Raw genomic sequence first — 26,992 nt, 5'->3', positions numbered from 1 at the left:
CCGGGGGGCTGTGCGTTGCCCAGGGCACGCGTGAGCGGACCCCGGTGGGGAGGGGTCCCGTGTCCGAAACACCGCCAGATGCATCCCGGCCCGAACCTGCGCCGGACCAGGCCGCCTCACCCCGGCCCATGCCGGACCGGGCCACTCACAAAACGGCACCCGTCCGGGAGGAAGCGCAGATCCCGGCGCCGGCCGCAGCCCCCGAGGCCATGGGCAGGGGCGAGGCCGGCGGCGGCACGCCGCCGGTGCCCGAACCGCCCAAGGTCCCGGCCTACGCGGCGCAGCGCACCGGTGGGCAGGGACAGCCGAGCCCGTGGGGCAAGCCACCGCCCTCGGTGACGACGCGGCTCCGGGCCGCGAAGCCCGGGCCCGTCCACGCCGGCACCCTCTGGGCCACCGTCGCGACGGCCCTGCTCAGCATGGTTCTGCTGGGCGACGGCATCGGGCTGAACCTGCTCCTCGTGGCACTGCCTGCCTCGGCCGGCGCCTGGACCGCCGCCAGGGCGGCGGGCCGCACGCTTCGTCCCTGGACCGCCGTGTGGGGGATCGGTGGCCTGGCGCTCCTGGCCGTTCCCGCGCTTCGGGACGCCGGCTGGCCCACCTTCCTCGCGATGGTGTCCGCCCTGGCACTCGGTTCGCTGGCGCTTCACGGCAGCCGGAGCTGGCTCGGCGTGTTCCTTGGTTCTCTCGGTGTGTTCACCTCCGTTTTCGAATCGCTGGGCTGGGGTGTCCGCGGTGTGCGCGAGCGTATGTCCGGGTCCCGGGGCCGGTTCGGCGTCGTGTTCCGGTCCGTGGCCGTGGCCGTCGTCCTGCTCATCGTGTTCGGCGCGCTCTTCGCGAGTGCCGACGCCGCGTTCGCGGACTTGCTGAGCAGCCTGACCCCGGACGTGTCGGTCGGTGACGGCCCTTGGCGGATCTTCCTGGGCCTCCTCGGACTGGTGGGCGCCCTCGCCGCCGCCTACACCGCCGCCGCCCCGGTCCGCTGGGACGGGTTGAAGGTACGGCCGGGCAAGGCGCGCGGGCGGCTGGAATGGGCCCTCCCGCTGATCGTGCTGAACCTCCTCTTCGCCGCGTTCCTCACCATCCAGCTCACGGTGCTGCTCGGCGGATACGACAAGGTGATGGCCGAGACCGACCTGAGTTACTCCGCCTACGCCCGCCAGGGCTTCTGGCAACTGCTCTGGGCCACCGTGCTCACGCTCGGCGTCATCGCGCTCGCCCTTCGCTGGGCCCCGCGCGGCGGCACCCGCGACCGCACTCTCGTCCGCTGCGTGCTCGGCACGCTGTGCTTCCTCACGCTTGTCGTGGTCGCCTCGGCTCTGCGGCGCATGGACCTCTACGTCGACGCGTACGGCCTGACCAGGCTGAGGATCTCCGTGGCCGCCGTGGAACTCTGGCTCGGCGTGATCCTCGTACTGATCATGGCGGCCGGCGTCTTCGGCCCTCGCCTGCTGCCGCGTGCGGTCGCGGCGAGCGCGGCCGTCGGCGTACTGGTCTTCGGTCTCGTTTCGCCCGACGGGCTCATCGCGGAGCAGAACGTCCAGCGATACCGCAACGATCACTCGATCGACATCGAATACCTCAAGGGCCTGTCGGCCGACGCAGTTCCCGCTCTCAACACGTTGCCCGAGCCCCTGCGCTCCTGCGCGTTGCAGGACATCCAACGCGCGCTCCGGAACTCCGACGATCCCTGGTACGCGACGAGTTGGGGCGAATCGCGAGCCCGGGACATCCTCGGCGACTGGGACCCCGGCTTCCGCGCTCTCGACTGCCGTGGACTGAGCACGGGCGACAACGGCGACGAGCGCGACGGTGGGACGGACGACGTCTACGACCCGTACGACCCGTACTGATCAACCCGTAAGAGGTTCCGTCGCGTTGCCGAAGCCTCACCCATGCCGTTCGTGCGGGCCGTTCCTCAGGAGCGGGCGGCCCGCAGCAGGCTTCCCGCTCCGCTCGGCGACCGCGGATTCAGGCCCTCCGGCCGCGGCCTGGCGGACCGATCCTTCTGCTCCGGTGACGCCTGTGCCGGGACCGCGGGCACGTGCCGTTCTTCCGCTCCGGCCCCCGCTGAAGGCCGTGCCCGGACCCCTGTGTCGCGCGCAGTCCGGCGCGCGACCGCCGGGACGAGCCTGCGAGGGTGCCCCCGGGGTGTTCCTGCCGCCCCCTTCGGCGTACGCTGACAAACGCCATGCCGTACGAACCACCCACGCACACCGTCGAGCGCTCACTGCGCGCCACCACCGGTGCCAAGATCGTCGCCGGTGTCGACGAGGTCGGACGCGGAGCGTGGGCAGGGCCTGTCACGGTGTGCGCCGCGGTCACCGGTCTCCGCAGGCCCCCCGCCGGACTCACCGACTCCAAGCTGATCAGCCCCAAGCGCCGTGCGGAACTCGCGCCGATGCTGGAGAGCTGGGTCACCGCGTACGGCATCGGTGACGCCTCTCCCCAGGAGATCGACGAGCTGGGCATGACCGCCGCGCTCCGGCTCGCGGCCGTACGCGCCCTGGAGGCGCTGCCGGTCCGCCCCGACGCGGTGATCCTGGACGGCAAGCACGACTACCTGGGCAGCCCCTGGCGGGTCCGTACCGTCATCAAGGGGGACCAGTCCTGCGTCGCGGTGGCCGCGGCATCGGTGATCGCGAAGGTCCGTCGGGACGCCATGATGGCCGAACTCGGCGTGCAGAACGCGGAGTACGCGGACTTCGCGTTCGAGGCCAACGCCGGCTACCCGTCGCCCGTGCACAGGGCCGCACTCGAGGAGCGTGGGCCCACCGCCCACCACCGCCTCTCGTGGTCCTACCTCGACGCGCTGCCCCGGTGGCAGCACCTCAAGAAGGTCCGTTTCTCCGCCGAGGCGGCCGCACTGGAAAGCGGGGGCCAGCTCGGCTTCGACTTCTGATCGCGCATATGTGCCCACCCGCCGATGCCCGTGGTATCGGCGTTTGATAGACAACCACCCATGCCTCTCATCCCCGAGGAGCCTCAGATTCACGAGAGCGCCCAGGGTCCCCGCGCCACCACGGCCACCGGCCGCGCCGCGTCGACCCCTCGTCCCGTACCCGGTCCGCGTTCAGCGGCCACGCCGCGCCCCGGTCGCCCGGGGCCCGGCCCGCGGCCTGCGCCCCCGGCGCAGCGCCAACACCCCACCTCCGGCCGGCCCCGGACGGCCCCGCCGGAGAATCGTTCCGCACCGCAGGTCCAGGTCGTCCCCGCATCGGCCGACGGGGCGCTCGACGCCGCCGACGAGGCGGTGGATCTGCTGCTCGACTCAGGTCGCGCACCCGGCGACATCCTGGTGCTGACCACGGGCGGGCAGCACCCGTGGGCGGCTCACGAGCTCTCCTTCGGTGAGGCCGCCTACTGGGCCCAGCTCGAAGCGGGCGACGACGTCTTCTTCGCCGCGGCCGAGGCGGAGCGGATCAAGCCCCGGCCCGTAGTGGTCGTCGCGGTCAACGGCCCGGCCGACGACGCGGCCGCCCGGGCGCTGGCCAAGGCCCGCGAGTCCGCCGGTGTGCTGCTGATCGTCTGCGGTGACCCGCAGCGGATCAACGCCGCGCTCGGCGCCGGCGTCTGAGCTTCATCGCCGGCGGGTCCGCGGCCGGTTCCGCCGCGGCGTGACCCGGCGGCTTCGGCGGCCCGGCTGTCCCGGAGGGCGGCCGGGCCGCCGAAGCGTGCCCTGTCAGCGTGCGGCGGAACGGTGCAGTGCCTGCGCTGCCCCGCCGCCGGAGCGCGACGGGACCTGTTCGGAGGGCAGGGCGGTGTCGGCGAGGGCGGAAGGCTGCGACGTGGAGTTCGGACGGCGACCGCCCCGGCCCTCGCCCAGCACCTGCCAGCCGCCCCGGGTCAGCGTGATGTACGCCCCGCACCGCAGCCCATGCAGTGTGCAGGCGTCCCGCAGCCCCCACATCCACGCTCCGTCCTCCTCCGTCCAGCGCTCGTCCCCTTCGCGGCAGTAGAGGAGTACCGCGGTGCGGACGGGGGTACGGCGTCGCAGATCATGCGGGATGACGCGGCGCAGATGCGCCAGCAGTGAGTTCCGGAACTCCCAGCCGTCGGCCGTCACGGAGCGGCGGGCGAAAGAGGCGCTTGCCGTCAGACGCTCCTCGTGGTCCAGGACGGCGACCACAGCGGTGGCCGGGGTCGGCCGGTGCCTGGAGTGCAGGCCGCTGACCACCTCACGTGGGCTGCGCAGCAGGGGTATTCCGGCCGCTGCCCATTCTGCCGGTTCGAGCATTCTGGCAAGGCGGTTGGCGGAGTCGGTGGCTGTCGACATCGAAGTGGCTGCGGACGGAGCGAATCCGAAGGTCACGGTCCTCCCTTCGCATACGCGCCCACGATGCGGGCAGGGTCGGGTGAGGGCGCGCCGCGGCACAGCCCTTTCGGGCCCGCGAAAGGACCGTGCGGGGAGCGAGTCCGATTCTCCCTGGCGTATCGGCAGGCGGCAACGAGCAATTGGTGAGGCTGACGGTATTCAGCCGGAATGACACGGATATCCCTGCCCGGTCCGGCCCCGCCCGACGCTCCCGTCACGCCTGAACGGCGAGGACCAGCGGAAACACCGCGGTGTCCGGTGGGGCGGTGGCAGTGCGCGCCGAACCGCGCGACGGCCGCCGGCGCGGCCCGCCGCCGTCAGTGGGCGATCTCTTCGTGAGCCCTCTGACACGGTGCGTGAATTCGCTGATTGTCAGTGGCATCGGGTTGCATGGGGGCATGGACACTCTGCAGCTGCGCGCTGAAGCCGACGCCGTCCTTGCCGAGCTGATCGGCGCCCCCGCAGGGGCGGCGCGGCTGCGGGAGGACCAGTGGCAGGCGGTGGCGGCCCTCGTCGAAAAGCGCTGCCGGGCGCTGGTGGTGCAGCGGACCGGGTGGGGGAAGTCGGCGGTGTATTTCGTGGCCACCGCTCTGCTGCGGCGCCGCGGGGCCGGCCCCACGGTGATCATTTCACCGCTGCTGGCCCTGATGCGCAACCAGGTCGAGGCGGCGGCGAAGGCGGGCATTCGGGCACGTACGGTCAACTCGGCGAATACGGAGGAGTGGGAGACGGTCTACGGGGAGGTGGAACGCGGGGAGACCGACGTTCTCCTGGTGAGCCCGGAGCGGCTCAATTCCATCGATTTCCGCACACAGGTGCTGCCGAGGCTCGGGGCGACGACCGGTCTGCTGGTGGTGGACGAGGCGCACTGCATTTCTGACTGGGGCCATGACTTCCGCCCCGACTACCGGCGGCTGCGCACGATGCTCGCTGAGCTGCCGGCCGGGGTCCCGGTGCTCGCCACCACGGCCACGGCGAACGCCCGCGTGACGGCGGATGTGGCGGAGCAATTGGGTACGGGCGGTGTGGACGCCCTGGTGCTGCGGGGCCCGCTGGACCGGGAGAGCCTTCGGCTGGGGGTCCTGGAGCTGCCGAGTGCGGCGCACCGCCTGGCGTGGCTGGGGGAGCGGCTGAGTGATCTCCAGGGATCGGGGATCATCTACACGCTGACGGTGGCGGCGGCCGAGGAGGTGGCGGCGTTTCTGAGACAGCGTGGATATCCAGTGGCCTCCTACACCGGCAAGACGGAGAACGCCGACCGGTTGCAGGCGGAGGAGGATCTGCTGGCGAACCGGGTCAAGGCGCTGGTGGCCACATCCGCACTCGGAATGGGCTTCGACAAGCCGGACCTCGGCTTCGTGGTGCACCTGGGATCCCCCTCGTCCCCGATCGCGTACTACCAGCAGGTCGGACGCGCCGGACGCGGTGTGGATCATGCCGATGTCCTGTTGCTGCCGGGCCGGGAGGACGAGGCGATCTGGGCCTACTTCGCTGCGGTGGGTTTCCCGCCCGAGGAGCAGGTGCGGCGCGCTCTGGACGCGCTCGAGAGTGCCGGGCGCCCGTTGTCGCTGCCGGCGCTGGAGCCCTTGGTGGATCTTCGGCGCGCACGTCTGGAGTCGATGCTGAAGGTCCTGGACGTGGACGGGGCGGTCAAGCGCGTCAAGGGCGGCTGGACCGCGACCGGGCAGCCGTGGGCGTATGACGCGGAGCGGTACGCCTGGGTCGCGAAGCAGCGGGCGTCCGAGCAGCAGGCCATGCGGGACTACGTGGCGACCACCGGCTGCCGTATGGAGTTTCTGCAGCGGCAGCTCGATGACGAGCGGGCGGTCCCGTGCGGTCGCTGCGACAACTGCGCCGGCCCTTGGCTCGATTCCGCCGTCTCGTCCGAGGCTCTCGCGGCGGCGACGGGCGAGCTGGACCGGCCGGGAGTGGAGGTCGAGCCCCGCAGAATGTGGCCGACCGGCCTCGCCGCGGTCGGTGTGGACCTCAAGGGCCGCATCCCCGAAGGACAGCAGGCCCTCACCGGGCGGGCGCTGGGCAGACTGTCGGACATCGGCTGGGGCAATCGCCTGCGGCCGCTCCTGTCGGCGCAGGCGGTGGACGGGCCGGTCCCGGACGAGGTGCTGAACGCCGTGGTGGCCGTGCTGGCGGACTGGGCCCGCTCGCCGGGAGGCTGGGCCGACGGCTCCCCCGACGCGATGGCGCGGCCCGTCGGCGTCGTGGCCATGCCTTCCCGTACCCGCCCCCGGCTCGTCTCCTCCCTGGCCGAGGGTGTGGCGCGTGTCGGCAGGCTCCCGGTGCTGGGCAGCCTGGCCTACAGCCCTCAGGCCGACGAGCACGCCGCGCACCGCAGCAACTCCGCCCAGCGGCTCCGCGGCCTGGCCGGGGCGTTGGTGGTGCCGGACGAGCTCGCCGCCGCCCTGGCCGCCACCCCCGGGCCGGTCCTGCTCGTCGACGACTACACCGACTCCGGCTGGACCCTGGCCGTCGGTGCGCGCCTCCTGCGCCAGAACGGAGGAGGCGAGGTGCTCCCGCTCGTCCTCGCGCTGGCCGGATAGGCGGATCGCGCCCGCCCCGGGGCACCGCGGGCGGGCGGTCGGATCACTCGGCGACGGGCTCCGCCGGGGCCACGGGCTCGACGCGTATCGTGGCGAAGGCATCGGAGAGGAAGCGGTCCAGCTCGGCCGAGTCACCCGGGCCGACGACGCCTGCCAGGGGGATGTCGGTGTCCGCGTAGCTGAGCACCGTCTTGATCGGCTCGTCCTCGGTCCGCTGGCTCCAGCGGTACACCAGCGGGCTTTCGCGGAACTCGTCCGCGCCCTCGATCCGGCAGTACTCGGCTCCCAGCCGGTGGCTCGGCCAGCAGAACCATCCGTAGCGCGATCCGTCGGGCTCGGGCCAGCTCAGCTCCTCGGCGGCCACACCGCCGGTGACCATCTGGAGGTACCGGGAAGGCATGTGCACCCCGGTGGCCAGCTCGAAGGTGTCCACCACGTCCGCGCCGCCGAACCGGGCGCCGACCTCCAGGAAGACCAGCCCGTCCGGGGTTTCGATGCCTTCGAGGTGGAAGAGGCTGGTGGTGATGTTGACGGCGGCGAGGCAGTCGGCGGTCCAGCGACTCAGCTGCGGTGTCAGCTCGATCTGCACCGAACCCAGCGGTGAGCCCTCCGCGTAGCCCAGGCAGGTGCCCACATAGCGGCTGGCCTGGATCGCCATGGGCTTGCCGTCGATCAGCATGCCGTCCACGTGCACGATGGGCCCGCTGACGAACTCCTCGACCTCGAAGCCGTCCCGTTCGGGTCCTTCGGGCACCACCCCGGTCTCGCGCACCGCCGCCAGGGCCTCGGCCGCCGTCGGGTAGATGTGGACGTTCATGCTCGCCGCGCCGTCCAGGGGCTTGAGCACCGTCTCACCGGTCCACGGCAGTTCGCCGGCCGCCAGGGCCTCTGGCAGGGACAGGTAGCGGGGAACCCGCAGACCGGCCGCGGCGACCATGGACTTCATGACCACCTTGTCGCGCCAGGGCCGGATCTCCTCCTCCGTGTCACCCGGCACGCCGAGGGCGGCCCGTACCCGGGCGCCGGCGATCAGGTCGAACTCGGACAGCGCGAGCACCATGTCGAAGGGGGGCAGTCCTTCGACGGCGGCCAGCACCTCTTCCGTGAGGTCGCCGGTGTCGGGACGAACGATGCGGGTGCAGCGGAGGTCGGACGGGAGCGTGGCCAGCCGGTCCGCGGGACCGACATAGGTGACGTCGTGGGCCGCGTGGTCAATTCCGGTCGCGTGCCGGATCATTTTGTCCGTGACTCGGTGCAGGATCAGGATGCGCATGGTGGGTCCTCAGACGTGCGAGAAGCGGAATGAGTAGGACGACGGCACAGGCGGAGCCGATGACGGAACCCAGGACGATGCTCTGGGGGCTGAAGGAGGTGGTGAGGAGCGTGACCAGGAGCCCGGCCGCCGGCAGGGACAACTGGTTCAGGAGAATGATGATGGCGATGGTCTTCGCGAAGTGCTCGCGCGGAATTCGCCTCACACGCTCCGTGCGGATGACGACGTTGAAGAACCCGACGGTCCCGAGCAGGACCGCGTAGCCCAGGGCGTACTGGGTGAACGTGCTCGCGAGGCCCACACCGATGGCTCCGAGGCAGATCAGCGAGTAGGACGTCATCAGAGCGGCGAAGGGATTCAGCCGCTTCGCCGCTCGCGGGACGACGAAGAACGTCAGGATGCCGACGATCCCCGCTCCCGTACTCAACGCCCCGTAATACCGGTCCGGTTGGTGGAATACGCCCACTGTGGTGGCCGCGCTGGTGGCCATGCCGACGCCGACCATGAGATTGACCGTCATCGTCAGCCCGACCAGGCCCAGGATCGCGGGCAGCTTCAGCAGAGTCGCCACACCTTCGGTGATGCCGGTCCCCACCGAGCGGACCGTGGTGCGTTCGCCGGGCGCCACGTCGAGTGTCTCGGCACGCAGCCAACGGCGCAGCGAGAAGGTGTTGAGGGTGGTCAGCGCGTACACCACACCGATGACTGCGAGGAGGCCCGTCGTCGGGAGCGCCGAGGCGAGCAGTGCGGCCAGCACGGGGCCGATGACCTCGCTGGTCTGCTCCGTCCCCTGGATGATCGACTGCGCCCGCACCATCTGGTCCAGAGGGACGAACCGGGGGAGGGTGGCCTCAAGGGCGATGTAGGACTGCGCGCCGGCCACCGACATCCCCGCGGCGAGCACGCACAGGGTGATGAACTTCCCGTCGGGTATCAGGTACATCAGGGCGAAGGCGGCCAGACCGAGAGCCGAGCGGACGCAGTCCGAGCCGACGTACAGGACGTAGCTGCGTATTCGGTCCGCGAACACGCCGGCCACCGGCAGGAATATCACCCGGGGCAGCCATTCGACCAGGAATATCAGTCCGGTCTGGGAGGCGCTGCCGGTCAACCGGTAGGTGAGCAGAGGTATGGCGAACAGGAGGAACTGGTCCCCGAGAGCGGCGAGTCCGCGGCCACCTACGAAACGGGCCACCTGAGGGCCCGGCATGTAGGCGCGCGAAGGGGCCGGCGCATCGCCGCCGTCTTGCTGGAGGGCATCGGCCGTGTTCTTCTCCGCTTCCTGGCTCATGCTCCCCCGTTGTTCGTGTCACCGCTGTCGTGAAGCAGGTTCGACGGTCGTGGCCGGCCCGAGGGCGGCCTCACCGCCCCCGTGTCCGCGCTGCGAGCAGCCGGACGAATGCGCCCACTCGCGGGTGGTGCCAGAGTATAAGCACGTGGCAGGCGGCCGCGGGGGTATCGCCTGAGCGCCGTTCCGTCCGCTGAGCGGGCACGGGAGTGCGGGCTCGCCCGACATCCGAACACCCCTTGCCTGCAGGGGATGTCGGGGCTAGCTTCCTGGTCGAACGGATCGGACGGGGTGCCTGTCGGGCACGTTCCCCACCGGGGATCGTCCTTGAGCCGCTGAACGGGGGGTGTCGTGGGGCCGCGCACTGTTGCCGCACTGCTGGAGTTCGAGCGAGACGTCATTCCTGCCGTCAACTCTCTGAGACAACTGCGCAGTCGGCGCAGCGACGCGCAAGCTGACGGTTGCGTTCCGGCCGGCTTCGACGAGGAGATACGTTTCGCCGTCGACGCCGTATGCGCGGCCGTCGAACGTGCGCAGGGCCTCATGCCCGCTGAGCAGATCGCGGCCACGTGCAAGGACCTGCGGGTCTGGCGGGACGCGGGCTGTGAGGGTGTGCCGCAATTCGACAGCACCCGGGACACGGTGCCCGCACCCGAGGACGGCGAGGCCGCCGCGTTCGTGGGGCCCGTGACGCTCCCCAACAGCGACCGGCACGACGTCCACATCGAGGCGTTCTCGGTGATCCGCCAGGACCCCGCGAGTACGCCCGAGCTCCAGGCGGAGTACCCGCACCCCAAGGCCGTCTTCCAGTCCACCCGCCTGCTGTCCGCGTCGCGCGGCCTGCGGGAGGGCAACTGCGTGGTCTTCTTCCCCGAGAACATTCCGGCCGCCACCCGATGTACGGACCAGAACTTCGCCTGGTTCTTCTTCAACCGGCACACCGAGATCTACGCCCAGACCCTGGCGATCACCGAGCGCCTGTGCGGACCCGGTTCGCCCTTCGAGGGCGAGGCCGAGCTGGTCTCCGCGGAGGTGGACCCGGAGGACACCTACCAGGCGCGCTGCGTCTGGGGCTACCTGCACGACTACTTCCACCACACCGGCCCGCGCCCCCTGGACCAGCACCTGGCGATCAAGACGACCTGGCGCCCCGGCCTCCTGGAGGAGCTCAAGGTCGACATGAAGTCGGCGATCGCCTGTTTCGAGGAAGACGTGCCGTTCGGCCCGATCGTCTTCGAATACATCATCCTGGAACGCCTCTTCCGCTACCCGGCACAGCCCGAGCCACTGCGGAACTTCGACGCCGGGACCGGCTTCGCCCTGGGCACCTGGCTCGCGTCGCAGGGCCTGTTCACGCTGGACGGGCAGGGCCGCCGCGCCCTGGCCCCGAAGGCCCGGATCGTCGAGTCGGTACGGGAACTGGTGGGCCTGATCGAGGACATCGAGAGAACAGAGGACGACGCGGCCTACAAGGCAGGCGCCGTGGACTTCCTGTTCGGGACTCTGCTGCGGCGCCCGGAAGGCAAACCGGACCGGTACGGTGGCCCGCTCGCCCCGCTCGACCTGTGGGGTAGCGAAGTCCATGTCTGAGCCGCACGGCGCGGCGGAGCTCGAAGCGATCCTCAAGGCCCCGGGCTTCTGCCGCCACTCCACCGGTCACACCGCCGTCGTCGACTGGGACGCCGACTCCGGCTGGTCGGACCCGCGTGTCGAGCCCTGGTCCGACCTGGCGATGGACCCGGCCACGCTCGGACTCCACTACGGGCAGGCGGTGTTCGAGGGCCTGAAGGCGTTCCGCGCCGAGGACGGGTCGGTGCACCTGTTCCGTCCGGAGGACCACGGGCGGCGTCTGGCCAGGTCCGCCGCCAGGCTCGCCATGGCCGAGATGCCCGCCGACCTGTTCGCCCGTGCCTGTGCGGCCCTGGTCGCGGCCGACGAGGCGTGGGTGCCGCACGGTTACGGGCAGAGTCTCTACCTGCGCCCGCTCCTCATCGCCACCGAACCCGACCTCGGACTCCGGCCCTCCAGGCGCTACCGGTGCGTGATCCTGGCCTACCCGGCGGACCCGTGCTTCGGGGCCGCCTTCCGGCCTCTGTCGGTCACCACCGCGACCGAGACGGTACGGGCCGTACGCGGCGGCACCGGGGAGTCCAAGTGCGCGGGCAACTACGCCGCCGGCCTCCTCACCCGTACCGAGGCACAGGCCGCCGGCTACGACGAGGTGCTGTGGCTCGACGGGCTGGAGCGGAAGCGGATCGAGGAGCTCAGCACCATGAACCTCTTCCTCGTCCAGCGGGACGGGGCGGAGCTCCGGGTGACGACCCCGCCCTGCGACGGGACCATCGTCCGCGGCCTGACGCGTGACTCACTGCTCACCCTGGCGAAGGACCGGGGGATCGCCGCCGCCGAGGAGCACACCACGATCGATGCAGTCCGGGACGGCCTGCGCTCCGGCCGGCTGACCGAGGTGTTCGCATGCGGCACCGCCGGTGTCGTCGTCCCGGTCGGACGTCTCGGCATCGGCGGAGAGGACCTGATGGTGGGCGACGGAGGAGAGGGACCGATGACCGCAGCTCTGCGCAGCATCCTGCTGGACGTCCAGCACAGACGTACACCCGACGCGCACGGCTGGCTGCGGACCGTCGTGCGGGCCGAAGGGAACGAGGGACGACGCGCATGAACGATCACCACTCGCTCCCGAAGGCCGGCCGGGAGGACGTCCTGTCCGGGGTCACCGTGATCCACACGCTGGGGCCCACGGGCACCAACCTGGAGAAGGCCGCCCACTACTGGCTCACCCGGCGCGGGACCGCCGGCAAGGTGGTGCTGCACGCCGAGGTGGAGGACGGTCTGGACGCCATGGCCTTCGACGGCACCGAGGCCGTCCTCGCCTGCGCCGTCTACCCCCGCCTGCACGACCTCGTCTTCCAGAACCTGCACCGCCTGGAGATGGCCGACAGCTTCATCCTGGACACCCACGACATGGTGCTGGCCGGCCGTCCGGGCCACACCGCCCTGTCCACGATCGTCAGCCACCCGGCCCCCAGCAGCCTGGTGGCCGAGCGCGGCGACGTCACCCTGACCAGCAGCAACTCGCGTGCCGCCGCGCTGTGCGCGGCCGGGCGGTACGACGCCTGCGTCACGACAGGGCCCGCGGCGGCGGCCGAGGGACTGCGGCTGATCGAGAACTTCGGCCCGGTGCCCATGATCTTCACCCTGCACGTCGGCCGGATCCTCGGCGACGGCGGCGGTCCGGGGGGCGTGGGCGCATGCTGATCATCGTCCAGCCCTTGTCGGCCGGGACCCGGCTCACCGCCCGGGCGGTGGCCGCCGGAGTTCCTTGCCTCGTCCCCACCCAGTTCCCCGAACTGCTGCCGCCCGAGGTCCACTCCGGCGCGACCGTCGTCGACTGGCACCCCGACGAGGGGGTGGCGGGACTGCTCCGCCTGGTCGAGAAGGCCGTCGCGGACACCGGGACCCCGCCCACCGGGGTGGTCGCCGGCTTCGAGTACGCGGTGCCGGAGGCCGCCGAACTGGCCCGGGTCCTCGGGCTCCCCGCGCTCGGTGCGGAGGCGGCCGAGGCGGTGCGGCAGAAGGACGTCATGCGGCAGCGGTGCCAGGAGCGCGGCGTCGCCCACCCCCGCTCGGTCGCGGTCGGCCCCGAGACGGCGGGCGACTGCCCGTTGCCCTTCCCCGTCGTGGTCAAACCGGTCGACTGCGGCGGCAGTCTGATGGTGAGTCTCTGCCGCGACCAGGAGGAGTACGCGCGGGCCTGCGCGCTGGTCCACGACCCCGGCGAGGAGGTGAAGTTCCACCCGAATCCCCGCCGGGCCGCCCTCGTCGAGGAGTACGTGGAGGGCCCCGAGTTCTCCCTGGACGGCTGGGTCGACACCGACGGCCCGCACCTCGCGAGCGTCACCACGAAGTTCCTGTCCGCCCCGCCCGACTTCTTCGAGATGGGCCACATCGCCACAGCGCCCGAGTGCTCGCCGCACGGCGAGGTCCTGGAGCGCTTCGCGCGCCAGGTCGTGGCCGCCTTCGACCTCACCGTGGGCCCGTTCCACATCGAGACCCGGATCGCCCGCGACCGCGGCCCCGTCCTGATCGAGGTCGGCGCCCGACTGGCCGGCGACAACATCCCCGAACTGGTGCTCGCCGGCCCCGGCGTGGACCTGTGCGCCGCCTCGGCCGACGCGGCGCGCGGGCTGACCCACGACCCCGGCACGCTGTCGCCGGTGAGCGCGGGGCTCGCGTTCGTCACCACCGACCGGTCCGGCACCTACGCCGGCACGCTCTCCGGCATCGACGCCTTCACGCGGGAGGCCGAGTTCCGCGGCCTCCTGCCGGAAGCGGCGCCCGGAACACTGCTCGACCCCGGCGACATCTTCAGCAACCGGGTCGCCCGTATCCATTTCGAGGGCGACCTCGACCGGGTCGAGCGCCTCGTCGCCTCGGTCCTCGCCGACGTGAAGGTCGACGTCGACGGCGTCGGCCACCAGGACAAGGAAGGTGCCCCCGCATGAGCAACGAACTGACCGTCACCCCCACGACCACCCCGCGGCCGCGGCCCGATGCGGCCGGGAGGACCGGGGCCGTCCTCACCGACCACGCGTTCTTCATGCGGACCGGCAAGCGGCGCAGCTGGCAGGGGCTGACCGTGGCGGACCGGGACGCCATTCCGGCGCTGCGGCCCACAGCGGCCGCCGTGCTCGCCGGCCAGACGGTCGTCGACGAGTTCGCCGCGTACCGGCTCGCGGACGGCACGGTCTCCGTGTTCCGTCCCGACAGCCACATCAAGCGGCTGAACAACGGCGCCCGGCGCCTCGCGATGCCCCAGGTCGACTTCGACCGGGTGTGGAGTTCGGTGCGGGCGATGGTCGAGCTGGACGAGGGGTGGCTGCCGCAGGAGCCGGGCGCCTCGATGCGGCTGCGCGCGGTGCTCGCCGCGGACGGCACGGCGCTGACCGCCGGACCCGCGGACGACTGCCTCTTCTACGTGCTGGGCTCGGTGCCCGCCGCCACGGCCGCGAAGCCGCTGAAGGCCATGACCCTGGACGGTTACGTGCGGGCCTGGCCCGGCGGCACCGGCGACCTGAACACGGCGGGCGGGATCGCCGCGGGCGTTGTGCCCGGCGAGATCGCCGACAACTACGGCAACGACCATGTCCTGTGGCTCGACGGGGACGGCCGCTTCGTCCAGCAGATCGGCGAGCTGAACGTCTTCTTCGTGATCGACGGCGTGCTGACCACGCCCGCGCTCGACCGTACCGTCCTGCCCGGCGTCACCCGTGACTCCGTCGTGAAGCTCGCCCGGGACGCGGGCACCACCGTGGTCGAGCGGCCGGTGGAACTCGCCGAGGTCCTGAAGGGCATCGCCGACGGATCTGTCACCGAGTGCTTCGCCACCGGCACGGCCACCGGGGTGGCGCCGGTGGCCTCCCTCGGCCACCAGGGCGAGGAGTACCGGCTCGCGTCGCCGGAGGCCGGTGCGGTGACCGCCCGCTTCCGGGACCTGCTGGACGGTGTCCACCGAGGCGACTCCACCGACCGGTTCGGCTGGATGCGGCGGATCACCGAAGTGGCACCCGTCCACGCCTGAGGGAGGAGAGAACCATGGCGTACGTCGTCACCGACGAATGTGTGGGCTGCAAGTACACGGACTGTGTGGACGTCTGCCCCGTGAGCTGTTTTCACGAGGGCCCCGACATGCTCTACATCAACCCCGAGGAATGCATCGACTGCAACGCGTGTGTCGCCGAGTGCCCGCCCGAGGCCATCTGGGCGGACGTCGACCTGCCGGAGGACAAGTTCCAGTGGATCGAGATCAACGGCGAGATGAGCAACAAGTACCCGGTCATCTTCGAGAGCCGGGGCACCCGGGGCGAGCCCACCGAGGCCCCCGCCGAGCCCTCCAGCCAGCCTTCCTGACCCAAAGAGCGGGAGCCTAGGTCATGACGACCCACGTCGAGAACCCCTTCATGCTCGGCCTCGACTCGAACTTCTATCTGAAGGACGAGTTCGAGAGCCCCGAGAAGCGCACCAACGTCACCTGGTTCTACCCGAAGATCTGCGCCTTCCAGGACGCGCTCGACTCCGAGGGCAAGAAGGCCGAGTACTTCTCCTTCCTGGACCGGCAGTCCCACCCCGAGCAGACCGACATCCTGCTCTACTTCCACATCCCCTTCTGTGAGGCGTTCTGCAACTTCTGCGCCTGCTTCAAGGAGTCGGCGGCGAAGTACCAGGGCGAGCGGCAGAAGCGCTTCGTCCAGGCCATGGTCAAGGAGATCCAGCGCAACGCCCGCTCCAAGTACTTCGAGGGCACCAAGGTCAAGTACGTCCAGTTCGGCGGCGGTACGCCCTCGGCCCTGGAACAGGAGTCGATGGCCGCCATCCTGGAGGCCGTCCACCGCGAGTTCGACCTGAGCGAGGTCGACGGCATCTCCCTGGAGGGCAGCCCGCTCGGGCTCTCCAAGGACGGCTACATCGAGATGCTGAAGTCGCTCGGCATCACCCGCATCTCCTTCGGCGTGCAGACCCTCGACGAGGAGATCCGTCGCAAGCTGACCATCAAGGCGAGCGTGGAACAGGTCCACCAGACGGCCGAGAACATCCGCAAGGCCGGCATCCGCACCTTCGCCCTGGACCTCATGTACAACCTGCCGGGGCAGGACGACGACGTCCTGGCCCGAGACCTGGAGGGCATCTGTGCCGAGCTGCGCCCCAGCTTCGTGCAGACGTACCGCTTCAACCAGTGGGAGGGCACCCGCCTCGACCAGCAGATCCGGGCCGGCAAGGTCGCCGAGGTCAAGCCGTCGGGCGCCATCGAGCGGGAGCAGTACCGGCAGATCAAGGAGGGCCTCGCCGGGTACGGCTACGACAAGCAGCTCCTGATCAACTTCTTCACCCACCTGGACGACCCGGGCGAGATCGGCCTCAACCACGCCTGTGGTGGCAACGGCTACCGCGCCAGCTACACCCTCGGCATCGGCCCGGCCGCCGAGAACTACATGGGCGAGCGCAGCTACCGCAACCACACCGACGTCGAGCGGTGGATGCGGGAGGTCGAGGAAGGCGTCATCCCGATCGAGCAGGGCCGCATCTGCTCCGAGGACGAGGTCGAGAACCGGGTCATGGTCTTCTTCCCGGTCTTCGGCAGCGTCCGCAAGGCCGATGTCGCCAACTTCGAGAAGTACCGCCGTGAGGTGGACTGGCTGGTCGCGGGCGAGTACGCGATCGAGACCGATGAGGAACTGACCCTCACCGAGGCCGGCCGGGAGAACGCGGGCAACATCGCCTTCCTCTTCTACTCGGACGAGGAGAAGGCCCGCGCCCGGCGCACCATGTACCTGTCGCTGAAGAACAAGCGCAACCCCTTCCACCAGGACGCGCAGAACATCCCGCGCACCCCGCTCTTCCTCCAGACCCGGCCGAAGTCGGCGGAGGAGACCGCCAACGCGGCCGCCCCGACGAAGACCGAGGGGAGCTGAGCCACCGGTGGAGAACCGCAAGACCCAGAAGGACATCGAGGGCGACCTCCGCGAGGTGATCGCGCAGATCTTTCCGGGACAGCTCGTCGAACTCGACACCGACACCCCGCTGTTCAACGGCGGGCTGTCGCTCAACTCGACCCAGATGATCGAACTGACCCTGGCCTTCGAGACGTTCTACGACATCGAGCTCGAACCCGAGCTGCTGACGACGGAGAACTTCGCGACCCTGGGTTCCCTCGCCGGTCTCCTGGAGGAACTCCTCGAAGACGAGGTGTCCCCTGTCTGAGATTCGTTCGGACGTGCGCGTGGTGCTGATCCACGGGAACGCCGGAGCGAGCGTCGAGGGCATCTGGTTCCCGTACCTCAAGCGGGAACTGGAGGCCCTCGGCGCCGAGGTGGTGGCGGAGACCTTTCCGGACCCCATCAAGGGCCGGATGCGGTACTGGCTGCCGTATCTCACCGACGTCATCCGTCCGGACGAGCGGACGGTCATCGTCGGCCACTCGTCCGGTGCGCTGGCCGCCTTCCGGTACGCGGAGAGGGCGCCGCTCCTCGGCACCTTCGCCGTCGCCGGCCACCACCACGACTGCGGGTTCGAACTGGAGCGCCGTAGCGGTTTCTTCGACACCCCGTGGGACTGGGACGCCATCCGGGCCAACCAGACGTTCATCGAGCAGTTCCACTCGAAGGACGACCCCTGGGTGCCGTTCGAAGTCGCCGAGGAACTGCACGAGCTGACCGGCAGCACCTTCAACGTCATGCACGGCATGGGCCACTTCGGCTCCTACGACCAGCAGATGGACACCTTCCCGGAGCTGCTGAAGGCGATCCACCGCCGCCTCGACGGGACTCGCCTGGAGGAACGATGAACGTCACGTTCGCCGACGAAGTACTGGAGCGACGGCGCGACAGCACGGCCACCGCGGTCGTCGACCTGGAGACCGGCGAGCAGGTCTCGTACCGGACGCTCGCCCGGCGCGTCCAGGCCCTGACCGACCTGCTGGCCGGCCTCGGCGTGGGCCGGGGCGGGACCGTCGCGATGGCGATGGACAAGTCCGCCGCCTCGGTGGCCGCCATGTGGGCCGCGCTGCGGCTCGGTGCCCGCTACGTACCGCTGGACGAATCGCTGCCGGCGGCCCGGATCGCGACGCTGCTCGACAGGTGCGCGCCCACCGTCACCCTGGTCCAGCCCGCCCACCGGGAACTGCTCGACGGCGCCCCGGCCGGGAAGGTGGTCACGGTGGGCGCGGAACCGGCCGAGGCCGGCACCGGCTGGGACCCCTCGGCCGAGGCCGAGCCCAGGCCGGCCGAGGTGGCCGGGCGGGCCCCCGAGGACGACGCGTACGTCATCTTCACCTCCGGCTCGACCGGTTCGCCCAAGGGCGTCGTCGTCAGCCACAGGGCCATGTGCGCCCTGCTGGCAGGCGTGCAGGAGACCGTCGGTTTCGAGGAGGGCATGCGCTTCCTCAACGTGGCACCCCTCTTCTTCGACGCCTCCGTCGTGGACCTGTGGTCGACGTTCCTGGTCGGCGGCACCGTCCACCTGCTGCCCAAGCTCCGGATGCCCACCCAGGTGACCCGCGCCGTCGAGGAGTGGCGGATCACCGACACCCTGCTCGTGCCGTCCGTGATCCGGATGTTCGTCAGCCGGTTCAGCGACGCCGCGCGCCGTGACCTCGGCTCGCTGCGACGGCTGTGGTTCGGCGGAGAGCCCTGCCCGGTATCGGTCCTGAAGGCGTTCTCCGCCCTCGTACCGGGGCTGCGGTACGTGCACGGCTACGGACCGACCGAGACCACGCACAGCGCCACGCTCTTCCTGACCGACAGCCCGGGTGAGGACGGCGAGGAGTTCCTGCCGATCGGCCATCCGCTTCCGGCCGTCGACGTGCTCGTCGTGGACGACGCGCTGCGGCCGGTGCCGGACGGGGAGACCGGCGAACTCCTCATCGGTGGCGCCCAGGTGATGACGGGCTACTGCGGTGAGCCCGAGCGCACCGCCCGCGCGGTGATCGAACTGCCGACCGGATCAGGGCGACGGTACTACCGCTCGGGCGACTACGTGCGGCAGCGGCCCGGGGACGGAGCACTGGTCTTCCTCGGGCGTCGCGACGACGCCCTGAAGATCAACGGCAACCTTGTGCACCTCTCCGAGGTGGAGGCGGCGACGCTGGCCGCCGCCGATGTGACGGACTGCTGCGCACTCCCCGTGGCGCACCCGCTCACCGGCCGGGCGATCATGCTCTTCGTCCTGGGCGCACGCGGCGACACCGGCACGCGGGGGGAGGAGCTGCGCCGGGAGCTGGCGCTGCGGCTGCCCGACTACATGCTGCCGTCCCGGATCGAGTTCCTGGCCGACGGGGACGTGAGCCTGACGCCGTCCGGCAAGCTCGACCGCGCCCGGCTGCGCGAGGCCGCGGACGCGGCCGGACACGGAACGGAGTCCAGGTGAGCGAGGTGGAGGCGGCCCGCTTCGAGCGGTGCGGCGTGCTGACGGTCGTGCCCCGCCCGGCCACCGGGCTCATCCTCGGCGACGACGCCGCGCAGCTCCTGCGGCACGGGGCGGAGGACTTCCTGCCGGCGCCCGGCACCGTGGACCGGCTGGCCACCGCCTACACCTGCGAGGGCCTGGCCGTCGAGGCGCGCACCGAGGTGGGCCTCACCGTCTCGGGCCCCCCGGAGCTGCTCGCGTCGGTCTTCGGCCACCCGGTGCGGCCGGTACGCAACAAGTACATCCGGGAGACCGTCCGCCACGAGTTCGCCGCCCGGGGACCGCTCCACTCCCGGCTCCACCCCGAGCTGGTCGCCGAGGTCCGGGTGCCCAGGGCAGGCTTCGAGCTCGGCGGCGGGGCGCCGGCCGAGCCCCGGGCCACTCCGCCCCTGCCCCGCGACTCCCGCCGCCTGCGCCTGCCCGAGGACGCGGTGCGCCTGGCGGGCGCCGAACGGGCGCACGCGGCCGGTGTCCGGGGCGACGGCGTCCGGGTGGTGATGGTCGACACCGGCCTCTACGACCACCCCCACCACCGCTCCCACGGATACCGCACCTCGGTCGTCCCCGCGCTGTCCGCCCTCGACCCCGCCGTGGACGAGCGAGGCCACGGCACGGCCATGTCGGCGCTCCTGCTCGCGGTCGCGCCCGCGGTCGAGCTGACCATGGTCAAGATGGCCTGCGAGACCTTCTCCTTCCCGGTGGCGGCCTTCCAGCGGGCGGTGGAGCTGGAGCCGGACGTCATCTCGTGCAGCTGGGGCACCCTGCGCGAGGAGCCGCACCTTCACCTGGAGGTCGCGAACGCGCTGCGACGCGGAATCACGGTCCTGTTCGCCGCGGGGAACGGCTCCACGGACCGGCGCACCGCCATGTTCCAGTCGGTGGCGACCCCGGGCGTGATCACCGTCGGCGGGGTCCATGTCGCCCCGGACGGCCGCAGGTCCGCCGCAGACCTCGCCTCAAGCTACCGTTCGGACGTCTTCCCCGGCCGTCGGGTCCCCGACCTGTGCGGGCCCTGCGGCATGCTGCCCAACGGCGACTACGTGGTGTTCCCGACACAGCCGGGCTGCATGTTCGACCGCCGCAACAGCGCGTACGACGGGACCGCTCCCGACGACGGCTGGCTGGTCTCCAGCGGGACGTCGGGGGCGACGGCGTACGCCGCCGGACTGGTCGCGCTCGCGGTGCAGCAGGGCGTCGGCAAGGGACGCGCGCTGACCGTCGCGGACCTGGCCGACGCCTGCCTGCCGGTGACGGAGGGGCGGACGCTGACCGGCGACGAATGCGGCGGGGTCTGCCCGAATGCGGCAGTGGGTCACGGCATGCTCACCGCCGTGGCCTGATCCGGCGGACGCGGCGGCTCAGACGAGGCGCCGCATCCAGCCGTACTGGTCGTCGGCGCGACCGAACTGGATGTCCACCAGACGGCGGCGCAGCCTCATGGTGACCGAGTCCTCGGTGGCGGTGTCGGGGGCGGTCACCTCTCCGCCCTCCCAGACGAGCCGGCCGACGGGGGTGACCACGGCGCCGGTGCCGCAGGCGAACACCTCGCGGATCTCGCCGGTGCGGGCGCCCTCCTGCCACTCCCGGATGTCGACCTGCCGCTCCTCGACGTCGAGACCGAGGTCCTTGGCGAGGGTGAGCACGGAGGCGCGGGTGACGCCCTCCAGGATGGTGCCCAGCTCCGGGGTGACGAGGCGGCCGTCGTGGGTGACGAAGTACAGGTTCATGCCGCCCAGTTCCTCGACGTAGCGCCCCTCGGCGGCGTCCAGGAAGCAGACCTGGTCGCAGCCGTGCTCGTCGGCCTCCAGCATGGGCGCGAGGCTGGCCGCGTAGTTGCCGCCGCACTTCGCCGCGCCGGTGCCGCCGCGTCCGGCTCGCGTGTACTGGCCGGAGAGCCAGATGGAGACGGGCTTCACGCCGCCGGAGAAGTACGGGCCGACCGGCGAGGCGATGACCATGTAGGTGACCTCAGCGGCCGGCCGTACCCCGAGAAACGCTTCGGAGGCGAACATGAACGGCCGCAGATACAGGCTCTGTTCGCCCTGGCCGGGCACCCAGTCGCGGTCCGCGCGCACGAGTTGGGTGACGGAGTCGAGGAAGGCGTCGACGGGCAGTTCGGGGAGGGCCAGGCGCCGTGCCGAGCGGTTGAAACGTTCGGCGTTGGCCTCGGGCCGGAAGGTCCACACCGTGCCGTCCGCGTGCCGGTATGCCTTCATGCCTTCGAAGATCTCCTGCGCGTAGTGCAGGACGGCGGCCGCCGGGTGCATGGGGACGGGTGCGAACGGCACGACGGCGGCGTCCTGCCAGCCGTCCTCCTTCTTCCACACGGCGCGAGCCATGTGATCGGTGAAGTACCGGCCGAACTTGGGGTCCTGAAGGATTTCGGCGCGGCGGGCGCGACTGGCTGGATTGGGGTTGGCCTCGGTCCTGAACCGCACACTCATCGCGGGACCCTCTCGGTACCTTGGTGCATTGTCGGCTGGCGGCAGGCACCTTAACCTGAGGGAGTTCGGGCAGCAAGGACGGGGAGACGTGGGTGGCGGCCCAAGCAGCGTGGGCGGAAGGCATGGTCGGCAAGCGGGTCCTGTGCGTCGGAACGGATCTGGTGGACGTGGCCGAGATGCGGGCCGTCCTGCTCCGGCAGCCTCGATTTCTCGCCAAGGTGTTCACCGCGTCGGAGCGCGCCTACTGTGACATCCCGGACGACCCGGCGGAGCGGTACGCCGTCCGGTTCGCGGCGAAGGAAGCGGTGCTGAAGGCCCTCGGGACCGGCCTGAGCGGCTCGGCCCTGACGGACATCGAGGTCCGCCGCGCTCCGGACGGCAAGCCCTCCCTCCGTCTCGCCGGCCGTGCGGCGGCGCTCTCGGAGGCGGCGGGCGTCCACTCCTGGCTGATCAGCCTCACGCACACGGCCACCCGGGCACACGCCATGGTGGCGGGGGTCGGCGCCGACGACGACACCTGCTGCCGCGATGGGGCGGACGCTGCCCGGTCCTGAGGGCCGTCCCGTCATCCCTGGCGGGCGCACGACGACAGCTACGGCGCCTCGCCGCGTTGCCGGAACGCCCGAATACGTCCAGTATGCGGGCGCCCCTCCGCCTTGCGACGCACCGCATCCGACGCCGCACGCTGATCCACCGGGGATGACGGGACAGCCCTCGGCGTCGGGTCTTCGTGAGGGGAAACTGAGCGAATGTCACCTGCTGTATACAAGTTATCCACAGGGGGTGGCGAAGATCGGCGAACCGCGAGACGGTCCTGCCATGAACAAGCACCCCGAATCATTCGGTCCCTCCGACGAACAGCAGATCACCCTTCGGGGCCCGGCGGAGCTGGCCGACGCTCTCCCCTATCTCATGGGCTTCCATCCGAGCGACAGCGTGGTCATGGTCGCCCTGCACGGTGGCCGAGGCCGGTTCGGAGCCAGGCTCAGGCTCGGCATCCCGCAGTCTCCGCTGGAGTGGCCGGCGGTCGCCGAGCAGCTTGCCGAATGCCTGATCAAGGGAAGTGAGCGGCGTGACGGCCGGCCCGACGCCATCGTCGTCTTCCTCTGCCAGGACCCGGTGGACGGCGAGACGGGCAGCCAGACCATGGAGCGCCTGCGGCCATTCGCCCAGCGGTTGCGTACCGCCTGCGGAGCGCTGGACGTGCCGGTTCTCGAAGCGCTGTGCATCTCGGACAACCGGTTCTGGTCCTACGTCTGCCCCGATGCCCGCTGCTGCCCGGCGGAAGGGAACCCGATGGCCATGCCCGGCTCCTCGGTCATGGCGGCGGCGGCCACCTATGCCGGCATTCAGGTACGGGGATCGCTACGCGAGATGGAGGCGAGGCTCACGCCGCTCTCTCGCGTATCGGGCGCCGCCCAGCAGCGCGCTCTGGACGCGGCGGGCAGCGCGATGGTGCCCTTGCTGCTCGACCGGGAACGCCGCCACGAACTCGCGGGTGACACGCTGAAACTCGCAGGCCGCCTGATCGACCGCCTCGGGAAGGCGCCCGTGACGGCACCGTCCCTCGCAGACATCAACGACGACCGGCTGATCAGCGACGAGGAGGCGGCATCGATGATTTTCGGTCTCCAGGACAGGGAGACCCGCGACAGGGCGGCTGAGTGGATGGAGGGCCCGAAGGCGCTTGCCGCCCTGCGGCTCTGGCGGGCGCTGGCCCGCCGCTGCGTCGCCCCGTACGAAGAACACGCCGCAGCCCCTCTCACTCTGGCGGGCTGGGTCTCCTGGTCGACCGGCGACGAACCGGCCGCGCGCGTCGCGCTGGGACTCGCTCTGCGCCTCGATCCGCATTACACCTTTGCGCAACTGCTGCACGAGGCATGCAATCAAGGGCTCGACCCGGAGACGCTGCGGCGATGCCTGCGCGGCGAGCGCACCATGCGGGCAGCCCGGCACGGCCGGCGTGCCGAACGGGTCGCGGGGGCCCGTCCGGCACGCGTGAGGCCGGCCGGGCGGGCCAGGACGCGTCCCGGTTCGACTCGGCCAGGCCCGGGCCGGGCGGACAGGCGGCGGCCCGTCCGGCCCGGAGCGCAAGGGCGTCGCGGGACCAGGACCGGCCGTTGAGACCAGTGCGACGCCGGGCCCCGGCGCCGCACGCGGGGCCGGCCGTACGCCTCGCGCCGGCTGAGGGATGCCCGGCCCGCATTCTTCCGGACGCCCGGTGACGGGCTCCGGAAGGCCGGTGAAGAGTCGGCGGGGAAGGGAGTGTTTATCGTCAGGAAGACGACTATGATCGCGGCATGCCGCCCTACGACCCGTCGACCTTTCCGCCGTTCGCCGTCACCGTCGATCTGGTGGTGCTTACGGTGCGTCGGCACGCCCTCTGTGCCCTGGTGGTACGTCGGGGTGAAACCCCGTTCCAGGGCAGGTGGGCCCTGCCGGGCGGCTTCGTCAGGGCCGACGAGGATCTGGGGGCGGCAGCGGCACGAGAGCTGGTCGAGGAGACCGGCCTGTGCGCGCAGGATCCGGCCGCACCGGCCGTCGGCAACGGCGCCCACCTGGAACAGCTCGCCACGTACGGGGACCCTGCCCGGGATCCGAGGATGAGGGTTGTCAGCGTCGCCCATCTCGCGCTGGCCCCCGATCTGCCCGCTCCCAGGGCGGGCGGCGACGCGAACAGTGCGCGATGGGCGCCCGTCGAGGACCTGCTCGGCCCCGAGGGCGGCTACGCCCCGGACGGCGAGAGCCAGGCGCCGTTGGCTTTCGACCACGCGAGGATCCTCGCCGACGGGGTCGAGCGGGCCCGGTCCAAGATCGAGTACTCCTCGCTGGCCACAGCCTTCTGTCCGCCCGCCTTCACGGTCGGCGAGCTGCGTCGGGTGTACGAGGCGGTGTGGGGCGTCGTGCTGGATCCCCGGAACTTCCATCGGAAGGTGACGGGTACGCCGGGCTTCCTGGTACCCACCGGGGGGACGACCACCCGGCAGGGAGGCCGTCCGGCCCAGCTGTTCCGGTCGGGCACGGCGACTGTGCTCAACCCGCCGATGCTGAGGCCCGAGGTCTGAGGTCCCGCCCGTTCTGGGCGGAGACCCGAGCCGCCGCGCAGCCCGCCTTGCGCTGAAAATCCTATATGTCGGGTTATCGTGCTGCGGTACTCACTCGCCGCCGGGCGGCTCCGCCTTCGCCGTCCCATTTCCTGCGAGAGAAGCGATGCTCCAGGCCATCGGACTTACCAGTGCCCCCTCCCGTGGACAAGCCCCCGCCGTGGACGACCTCACCTTCGACGCCGAGCCGGGATGCGTCACGGCACTGCTGGGGGCGCCGGGTTCCGGAAAGACCGCCGCCCTGCGGTTGATGCTCGAACTGGAACCGGGCCGGGGGATCACCTACTACCGGGGCAGGCCGCTGCATCGCGTCCCGAACCCGGCCAGTGAGGTGGGAGTGGTGCTGGGGGATGTGCCGGGGCACCCTGCCCGCACCGTTCGAGGACAGCTGCGCATGCTCTGCGCAGCGGCTGGCGTACCCGTCTCCAGGGCTGACGAACTGCTCGACGCGGTGGGCCTGGCCGGTCTGAGGGACCAGCGCATCGCCACGCTCTCCCTCGGCATGGATCGCCGACTGGCGCTGGCGTGCGCGTTGCTCGGGGACCCGCACACACTCCTTCTGGACGATCCGGCGGAAGGCTTGGCGCCGAGAGAGGCCGACTGGCTGCACGGGATGCTGCGTTCCCACGCCGAGCGGGGCGGCACCGTGGTGTTCGCGACCAGGGACCCCAAGGAAGCGGCGCGCTCGGCAGGCCATGTGGTCACCCTCGACGGTGGGCGCGTGGTCGCCGACCAGGACGGGGCGGCCTTCTCCCGCACCCGCCTGCGGCCTCGCGTGGCGGTCCGCTCCCCGCAGGCCGTCCGCCTCGGCGCCATCGTCAGCCGGGAGGCGCGTGCTGCCCGGCGGTACGTAGAGGTCGTCGCCGAGGCGGCCGGCAACCGGCTCTCCGTGTACGGCAGCAGCTGCGCGGAAGTGGGCGACACCGCGTTCCGGCACGGGCTTCCCGTTCACCAGCTCGCCGACGAAGTGGGGGACACGCGTCCCGTAGGGGCGACCGGTGATCCGGCCGGCCGCCACGCCCCCGGCACGGCCGAGGCCGGTGCCGTCCTCGCGGCTCGGGACGAAGGTGCCCCGGTGCGGCCGGCCGAAGCCGGTGGCCCTGAAGCGTCATCGCGGAGAGCCGTCGGTGACAGTTCCGGCGCCTTCTCCCGCTCCACGCGGTCCACGGCGCGGGGGGAGGTCCCGCCGCCGATCAGGCGGCGTCCGGCCCGGGGGCCGATGCGGCCGGTGCGGTACGAACTGCGCCGCCTCTTCGGTGTGCGGACGACAACCGTGATCATGGCCGTCGTTCTCACCGCTTCGGCAGGTCTCTCCGTGCTGCTGGCCCGTGACGGCCGCACCCCGCTTGTTCACGTCATCGCGGCCTGGCCCTCGCTGCTGCCGCTTCCGCCCGCCGCACTCGGGGCCGGGCTCCTCGGAGCGCTCTCCTTCGGCGACGAGTTCCGCTATCCAGCACTCGCCGCCGGGCGGGGGAGTGTGCCCCGCAGACTCGGACTGCTCCTCGCCAAGCTGGCGGTGTCCGGGGCGGTCGCCTTCCTGCTGGCTTTGTTCGTCGTGCTCGGCTCGGCTGCGACCCTGCGCGTCGTCTACGGCGGGAGCCTGCTCTCCATCCCCTCGAACGTGGTGTCGCTGGCGGTGAGCTGGTCCGCTCTGACGGTCGGCTGCGCCTGGGCCGGGCTGCTGGCCGCAGGCGTTTTCCGGGTGGCGGCCGCGGGCATCGCCGCTGTGCTCGCCGTACCCGTGGTGATGGTGCCGCTCGTCGAGCGGATGCCGAAGGCGACGACTGTGCGTTCGATGGCTGGGCTTCCCGGCCGGCTGCGGGACCTGGCCTGGCTCCAGTGGCCGGGGGAGGCGGACCGGTGGATGCTGGCCGGCGCGCGGATCGTGGCGCATCCCGTGGGTGCGGCCTTGCTGCTGGCCCTATCGGCTCTGACCTGTGCGTTTCTGCTCACCAGCCTTCGCGGGAGGGTTCGGTGGTGAGCGCGCGGCGTGACAAGGGGCGGCATCTCCGTAACCCCTGCAGCGAAACAT

At 71.3% G+C, this 26,992-nt stretch carries 23 protein-coding genes; 19 read left to right on the top strand and 4 right to left on the bottom strand.

Features of this window, described 5'->3' with window-relative positions; all coding sequences use genetic code 11:
* Positions 1-59 precede the first annotated feature (59 nt).
* The 3 genes from ACLQ2N_RS25825 to ACLQ2N_RS25815 all read left to right on the top strand — a co-directional run bounded on the left by ACLQ2N_RS25825 (position 60) and on the right by ACLQ2N_RS25815 (position 3,577).
* Positions 60-1,853, top strand: a complete 1,794-nt coding sequence (locus ACLQ2N_RS25825; protein ID WP_425816525.1) for a DUF4153 domain-containing protein — start codon at positions 60-62, stop codon at positions 1,851-1,853.
* Positions 1,854-2,191: 338 nt separating this feature from the next.
* On the top strand, positions 2,192-2,902 hold the full coding sequence (locus tag ACLQ2N_RS25820) for a ribonuclease HII (protein WP_425816524.1): 711 nt from the start codon (positions 2,192-2,194) through the stop codon (positions 2,900-2,902).
* A gap of 60 nt (positions 2,903-2,962) precedes the next feature.
* A complete protein-coding gene (locus ACLQ2N_RS25815; protein ID WP_425816523.1) occupies positions 2,963-3,577 on the top strand; it encodes a hypothetical protein in 615 nt (204 codons plus the stop codon).
* Positions 3,578-3,682: 105 nt separating this feature from the next.
* Here ACLQ2N_RS25815 and ACLQ2N_RS25810 read toward each other — a convergent pair whose 3' ends face one another.
* Positions 3,683-4,312, bottom strand: coding sequence for a hypothetical protein (locus ACLQ2N_RS25810; RefSeq protein ID WP_425816522.1), 630 nt, complete (start codon positions 4,310-4,312; stop codon positions 3,683-3,685).
* Between the two features lie 401 nt (positions 4,313-4,713).
* Between ACLQ2N_RS25810 and ACLQ2N_RS25805 the strand changes: the two genes are divergently transcribed.
* Complete coding sequence (locus tag ACLQ2N_RS25805) at positions 4,714-6,873, top strand: RecQ family ATP-dependent DNA helicase (protein WP_425816521.1); 2,160 nt, start codon at positions 4,714-4,716, stop codon at positions 6,871-6,873.
* Between the two features lie 43 nt (positions 6,874-6,916).
* Here ACLQ2N_RS25805 and ACLQ2N_RS25800 read toward each other — a convergent pair whose 3' ends face one another.
* Positions 6,917-8,146: an ATP-grasp domain-containing protein gene (locus ACLQ2N_RS25800; RefSeq protein WP_425816520.1), complete on the bottom strand. Its 1,230-nt coding sequence runs from the start codon at positions 8,144-8,146 to the stop codon at positions 6,917-6,919.
* On the bottom strand, positions 8,085-9,437 hold the full coding sequence (locus ACLQ2N_RS25795) for an MFS transporter (protein WP_425816519.1): 1,353 nt from the start codon (positions 9,435-9,437) through the stop codon (positions 8,085-8,087). Before ACLQ2N_RS25795 ends, ACLQ2N_RS25800 begins: the two co-directional genes overlap by 62 nt.
* A gap of 348 nt (positions 9,438-9,785) precedes the next feature.
* Between ACLQ2N_RS25795 and ACLQ2N_RS25790 the strand changes: the two genes are divergently transcribed.
* The 11 genes from ACLQ2N_RS25790 to ACLQ2N_RS25740 are packed head-to-tail and all read left to right on the top strand — an operon-like array spanning position 9,786 to position 20,752.
* Positions 9,786-11,024, top strand: coding sequence for a DUF6421 family protein (locus ACLQ2N_RS25790; protein ID WP_425816518.1), 1,239 nt, complete (start codon positions 9,786-9,788; stop codon positions 11,022-11,024).
* Complete coding sequence (locus tag ACLQ2N_RS25785; protein ID WP_425816517.1) at positions 11,017-12,114, top strand: branched-chain amino acid aminotransferase; 1,098 nt, start codon at positions 11,017-11,019, stop codon at positions 12,112-12,114. The genes ACLQ2N_RS25790 and ACLQ2N_RS25785 overlap by 8 nt, the downstream gene beginning before the upstream one ends.
* On the top strand, positions 12,111-12,710 hold the full coding sequence (locus ACLQ2N_RS25780) for a bacilysin biosynthesis protein BacA (RefSeq protein ID WP_425816516.1): 600 nt from the start codon (positions 12,111-12,113) through the stop codon (positions 12,708-12,710). The genes ACLQ2N_RS25785 and ACLQ2N_RS25780 overlap by 4 nt, the downstream gene beginning before the upstream one ends.
* Positions 12,704-13,957: an ATP-grasp domain-containing protein gene (locus ACLQ2N_RS25775; protein WP_425816515.1), complete on the top strand. Its 1,254-nt coding sequence runs from the start codon at positions 12,704-12,706 to the stop codon at positions 13,955-13,957. The genes ACLQ2N_RS25780 and ACLQ2N_RS25775 overlap by 7 nt, the downstream gene beginning before the upstream one ends.
* The gene (locus ACLQ2N_RS25770; RefSeq protein ID WP_425816514.1) at positions 13,954-15,033 is read left to right on the top strand and encodes an aminotransferase class IV; all 1,080 of its coding nucleotides are present in this window, start codon (positions 13,954-13,956) and stop codon (positions 15,031-15,033) included. The genes ACLQ2N_RS25775 and ACLQ2N_RS25770 overlap by 4 nt, the downstream gene beginning before the upstream one ends.
* A 14-nt stretch (positions 15,034-15,047) precedes the next feature.
* Positions 15,048-15,362 carry a 4Fe-4S dicluster domain-containing protein gene (locus ACLQ2N_RS25765; RefSeq protein ID WP_136205845.1) on the top strand — a complete coding sequence of 105 codons (315 nt, stop codon included), beginning with the start codon at positions 15,048-15,050 and terminating at the stop codon, positions 15,360-15,362.
* A gap of 23 nt (positions 15,363-15,385) precedes the next feature.
* The gene (locus ACLQ2N_RS25760) at positions 15,386-16,921 is read left to right on the top strand and encodes a coproporphyrinogen-III oxidase family protein (RefSeq protein ID WP_425816513.1); all 1,536 of its coding nucleotides are present in this window, start codon (positions 15,386-15,388) and stop codon (positions 16,919-16,921) included.
* A 7-nt stretch (positions 16,922-16,928) separates the two neighbouring features.
* Positions 16,929-17,210 carry an acyl carrier protein gene (locus ACLQ2N_RS25755; protein ID WP_425816512.1) on the top strand — a complete coding sequence of 94 codons (282 nt, stop codon included), beginning with the start codon at positions 16,929-16,931 and terminating at the stop codon, positions 17,208-17,210.
* 19 nt (positions 17,211-17,229) lie between these two features.
* Positions 17,230-17,793 carry an RBBP9/YdeN family alpha/beta hydrolase gene (locus ACLQ2N_RS25750; protein ID WP_425816511.1) on the top strand — a complete coding sequence of 188 codons (564 nt, stop codon included), beginning with the start codon at positions 17,230-17,232 and terminating at the stop codon, positions 17,791-17,793.
* Positions 17,790-19,373 (top strand): amino acid adenylation domain-containing protein, encoded by a 1,584-nt coding sequence (locus tag ACLQ2N_RS25745; protein WP_425816510.1) that lies wholly within the window; start codon positions 17,790-17,792, stop codon positions 19,371-19,373. The genes ACLQ2N_RS25750 and ACLQ2N_RS25745 overlap by 4 nt, the downstream gene beginning before the upstream one ends.
* Positions 19,370-20,752: a S8 family serine peptidase gene (locus ACLQ2N_RS25740; RefSeq protein ID WP_425816509.1), complete on the top strand. Its 1,383-nt coding sequence runs from the start codon at positions 19,370-19,372 to the stop codon at positions 20,750-20,752. The genes ACLQ2N_RS25745 and ACLQ2N_RS25740 overlap by 4 nt, the downstream gene beginning before the upstream one ends.
* Positions 20,753-20,770: 18 nt before the next feature.
* Here ACLQ2N_RS25740 and ACLQ2N_RS25735 read toward each other — a convergent pair whose 3' ends face one another.
* Positions 20,771-21,856 carry a branched-chain amino acid aminotransferase gene (locus ACLQ2N_RS25735; RefSeq protein WP_425816508.1) on the bottom strand — a complete coding sequence of 362 codons (1,086 nt, stop codon included), beginning with the start codon at positions 21,854-21,856 and terminating at the stop codon, positions 20,771-20,773.
* 92 nt (positions 21,857-21,948) lie between these two features.
* Between ACLQ2N_RS25735 and acpS the strand changes: the two genes are divergently transcribed.
* From acpS to ACLQ2N_RS25715, 4 genes are all read left to right on the top strand, one after another.
* On the top strand, positions 21,949-22,410 hold the full coding sequence (acpS, locus tag ACLQ2N_RS25730) for a holo-ACP synthase (protein ID WP_425816507.1): 462 nt from the start codon (positions 21,949-21,951) through the stop codon (positions 22,408-22,410).
* A 265-nt stretch (positions 22,411-22,675) separates the two neighbouring features.
* Positions 22,676-23,980, top strand: a complete 1,305-nt coding sequence (locus ACLQ2N_RS25725) for a DUF4192 domain-containing protein (protein WP_425816506.1) — start codon at positions 22,676-22,678, stop codon at positions 23,978-23,980.
* 176 nt (positions 23,981-24,156) lie between these two features.
* Positions 24,157-24,921: an NUDIX hydrolase gene (locus ACLQ2N_RS25720; protein ID WP_425816505.1), complete on the top strand. Its 765-nt coding sequence runs from the start codon at positions 24,157-24,159 to the stop codon at positions 24,919-24,921.
* Positions 24,922-25,066: 145 nt separating this feature from the next.
* Complete coding sequence (locus ACLQ2N_RS25715; protein WP_425816504.1) at positions 25,067-26,941, top strand: ATP-binding cassette domain-containing protein; 1,875 nt, start codon at positions 25,067-25,069, stop codon at positions 26,939-26,941.
* Positions 26,942-26,992: the final 51 nt, after the last annotated feature.

Source organism: Streptomyces sp. DT224, assembly GCF_049844595.1.
GTDB lineage: Bacteria > Actinomycetota > Actinomycetes > Streptomycetales > Streptomycetaceae > Streptomyces.
This window is presented reverse-complemented; position numbering and strand designations above follow the sequence as displayed.